Source organism: Phocaeicola sp., from assembly GCF_057861905.1.
Genome location: NZ_DBMACV010000122.1, coordinates 1 through 4,225, shown reverse-complemented (window position 1 = coordinate 4,225; position 4,225 = coordinate 1). Strand labels below are relative to the sequence as shown.

At 46.4% G+C, this 4,225-nt stretch carries 4 protein-coding genes; all 4 read right to left on the bottom strand.

Translation table 11 applies throughout. From position 1 onward, the window contains the following. Positions 1–124: 124 nt before the first annotated feature. Complete coding sequence (locus ACZM60_RS14425; RefSeq protein ID WP_007844516.1) at positions 125–916, bottom strand: polysaccharide biosynthesis/export family protein; 792 nt, start codon at positions 914–916, stop codon at positions 125–127. 13 nt (positions 917–929) lie between these two features. Continuing rightward, positions 930–2,051 (bottom strand): MraY family glycosyltransferase, encoded by a 1,122-nt coding sequence (locus ACZM60_RS14420; protein WP_195360868.1) that lies wholly within the window; start codon positions 2,049–2,051, stop codon positions 930–932. 62 nt (positions 2,052–2,113) lie between these two features. Beyond that, positions 2,114–2,674, bottom strand: a complete 561-nt coding sequence (locus ACZM60_RS14415) for a UpxY family transcription antiterminator (RefSeq protein ID WP_009275861.1) — start codon at positions 2,672–2,674, stop codon at positions 2,114–2,116. A 780-nt stretch (positions 2,675–3,454) separates the two neighbouring features. Continuing rightward, positions 3,455–4,225: tyrosine-type recombinase/integrase (locus ACZM60_RS14410; protein ID WP_489521835.1), on the bottom strand; the 771-nt coding region annotated here is incomplete at its 5' end.

Genomic DNA, 4,225 nt, shown 5'->3' with positions numbered 1-4,225 from the left:
AAAGACAAGACGAACCACTTCCACCTTGCGAGACACAGATACAACAGATCCTGTATCCGCAGGAAATCATCCTGCTGTCCCGGTTTTATATTCTTTTGATTTATGGCCATATCTGATTTTATATTTATTTCACAATTAACACGGTAATGGTAGTCAGCAGCGAGGCCAACGACATCCAGAAAGAAGCAGAACGGACGTTATTGCCGTTGACAGTCGCCTGCCGTGCTTTCATTGAGTTAGGTTCCACATAAACTATATCGTTCTGCTGTAAATAATACACGGGAGAGGCATAAAGGTCGTATCCTGAATTCAGGTTAACCTGATACAAGGTCTGTTTACCGTTTTCCTCCCGTTGTACCAGCACATTCTCCCGTTTCCCGTAGACGGTAAGGTCTCCGGCCATGCTTAAAGCATCCAAAAGCGTCAGCTTGTCCTTATCAATATTGAAGCGTCCGGGGCTAGCAACCTCACCCAACACGGAAACGGTCAGGTTCATGAACTCAACTGTAACGACAGGGTCTTTCACGAGATTCTTCGAAACCAGTTCCTCTTTTATATACGAGGCGATTTCCTCGCGTGTCATTCCCGCCACATGGATATGCCCCAACACTGGAAAATCGATATCTCCATCCTTGTTGATCGTATATCCTGATATCCCCTGGCTATTGGATGTTCCCGATGTCGTACCGATCTGTCTGGATATGATCGGAAGGTTGAAAAGGTTCATCAACAAGGGGTCCTTGCTGTTGACCAGTATTGAGATCTTGTCTTCGGGACGCACCCGGATTTCCAGCGGGTTCAAGACTTGTTCTGCGGTACCCCGTTTCAGGTCCGTGAAATAAGCGACTTTCGGCGTGGCACATGATCCCAGCAGGAAAGCCACGGTCAATAAGAATAAAATGTATCTGATTTTCATATTTCATTGATTTTTATTTGTTGGTTTTCTGTTCCGATTGAAGTTGTCCGATAGATTTCGTCAGCCTGATGTTGGCAAGAGTCCATATCAGGATATCGCCCAGCACGATCCAGTTCACATTGAGATAAAGGGACAGAAGAATATTGAGCAGTATGAATATTGTTGATACGGAAACAATGATAATCATGGCATTGCGCTGCTTTATTCCGAGAGCAAGCAGCTTATGGTGGATGTGGTTCTTGTCCGGCAGGAACGGGTTCTTCCCGTTGCGTACCCGATGCAGGTAGACCCGGACCACATCGCAGCATGGAACCAGCAAGGGTGAGAAGGCCAGCACCATCGGATGTACATTTCCTGTATTATCGTCTAGACCGCACATGGTCAGTTTGAGACTGAGGAAACAGAGCATCATGCCAACGGTCAAACTACCTGTGTCACCCATGAAGATCTTCCTTCCGTGCTCGGCGTTCCCGAAAACATTGTAATAGAAGAACGGTACCAACACTCCCAATGTGGCGAACGCCAGCATGGCATAGACATGCTGGTGGAGCATGAAAAAAGTCAGACCGTAAAACAGGCAGACGACACTGCATAGCCCGGAAGCCAACCCGTCAATGCCGTCGATCAGGTTGATGGCATTGATGATGAAGACCACGATTAAAATGGTCAAAGGATACCCCAGCCATAACGGAACCGCATGAATACCTAGGATGCCGTGCAGGTTATTGATATATATTCCACCGGCGATAAGCATCACGCCACACAGGATCTGGATGACAAACTTGGCACGATAACGGATACCAATTAGGTCATCGGCCATGCCGACCAGATACAGTACCATGATGGAGCAGAAAGCAAAAGCCAAAGGCCGTACATTGTTTCCGATTTCAGACAACATTTCCGAATGCCCCAGTGCCATATTGATTCCCAGTAACAAAGCTATGGTGAAAAACACGACCGGTTTGAACGCGATACCACCCAATCGTGGCACCGCACAATGATGTATCTTCCGTTCATCGGGAAGGTCGAACAGCTGTTTGCGAAAAGCGATCAGCAGAATCTGGGGAATGACGATACCCGCACAGAGAACACAAAGCAAAAATGCCAGTGAACAATTTACAATCCAAAAATACATATATTCAGATATTGTTTTTTATTTGCGTAAAACCGTGAATAAGGATTCCAGACTTTTCCATATCAGGAAATGACTTCAATCAAATCGGGATGAACCTCAGCCGATATCCCCATAATCCCCTCAAGCATCACGACCACCCGGCGGTTGCGTTTCCCTTTTACCCGCATAAACACACCCTTAACTCCATCAAGCTTGCCGCCGTGGATACATACACGGGTACCTTTCCGTACGTCGATTTCATCCGGCTTATAATAGGCCGTATCCTTCTCATACAGGGAAGCTATTTGGATGAAACTGTCCATCTGGTCGTCTGGCACGGTGATATATTCCATACCCGTGCTTTTTTTCCACATGGCGAATTGCAGGAAGTTGTACCGTTTCTTGAATTCGGTGATCTGCGAGTGGCTGGCGTGGACGAAAACCAGACTCGGTATGACCGGCACCAGCCTTGTCGACTTCATCCCGTGATAGGTCTTTACGGCGTAATGTTTCGGAATGAAATATTCCAGACCGTATTCTTTGTCCTTCAGCCTGTCCTCCGCCATTTTCTCATTCTTGTAGGCGCGCATGACGAACCAGCGGACCTGCTTTTTTTCTTCCACCGTAGAAAAACTCATACCCATATTGCCGGGATTATTTTATAGGTGAGGATATACCCCTAGTTCATGCCAATTCGTATATTGGTATGTATTACAACGGATTACATTTCCTTTATTCATAATATCCACTATCAGTCCCATACTTTTGACAAAGTGTACAGACCTCATTTCCGAGGCTTCTGCCGCTACTTCTCTTGGCAAGAGAAATATCCGGGGATCATATTTCACGTAACTGGTTGACGAACAGATAGAAATACGGAACGGCATTATGGTACTTATCCAACATATGTTAAGCAAATACACTCTGTATGAATGTTTTGGTTAATTTTATCACCCGTTTTCTATTGTTTTTTCAATATTTTACGTAATTTTGCGCATTGTAATATTTCTCTTGCCAAGAAAACGAGCCATATGCTCAACAATTTTTATTGTATTACAAAACGCCTTCAAAAATCCTTTTTTAAAAACATCCGGTTTTAAATTGTCAATAAGAATATCTCCAACGGTATCCTGCCGCTATATTGACAGTTCATGGATCTTTTCTGGTACTTTTCTTTTTAAGAGAAATACCGGAAAGGGATAGTTCTGATAATCAGATGCTATATATGAAACCTGACGAGGATTTGTTTGACAATTAAACCGGAATTTGAAACATTTTCTTTCGAAGAAAACTGTTTTTTATCATACAAGTGGATATTTTCCTATATTTTACCTATCTTTGCAATGTGTAATATTTCTCTTAAAAAGAGAAGCAGGAACGGCACAGCCTTTTGTCCGATATTCTGCGTGCCGCATCCGTTCCCGTTATAAGGATTTGAGTATGATGTCGTTTGCCTTGTCCACCTGTGAAGTGTCCAGCGAGGCGAGGTAGATTCTGGTCGTGTTTTCCGAATCATGTCCCATTGCCTCGCTGATGGTTGCCAGCGGCACATTCTTGCTTCTGGCAATACTCGCCCAGGCATGGCGCGCTACATACATGGTGAGCGGCATACCGAGCCCGAGCCGTTTCCCGAGTTCCTTGAGTTTTCCGTTGATGAAATGCGCTGCGCTCCTGTACTGCCGCACGGCATCCTTGGCCGTATCCCTGATGACCGGAAAAAGGTAGGGGCTGTCATTGTGGCCATACCTGTCCAGGATCTCCTGCATGGGCTTCTCCCATTTAATGGACAGACGCCGGCCGGTCTTCCGCCTGCGGTAGGTCAGCACGCCGCTCTTCAGATCAGCCTTTTTCAGGTAGGCGATGTCGACGAACGACATGCCCCGGGTATAAAAGCTCAGCATGAACATGTCCCTGGCGTATTCCATGCCCGGGGAAAGACGCAGGTCCAGGTCACGTATCATGCGGACCGCTTTCAATGGAACAGCACGTTTTACGGTCTTGTCTATTCCGGTGTAGACATGCTTGAAAGGGCTGCGCTGTACCGTCAGTTCCCTGTCCACCGCACGGTTGTAGACGGCACGCAGGTTCCGCATGTAATAGGAGGTGCTGTTCGGACATATCCCCTTGTCCTTCAGCCATGCCTCGTATTCCAGCATGAGGGTGGAGCCGATATCCTCCAGCGGGATGTCGCCGTC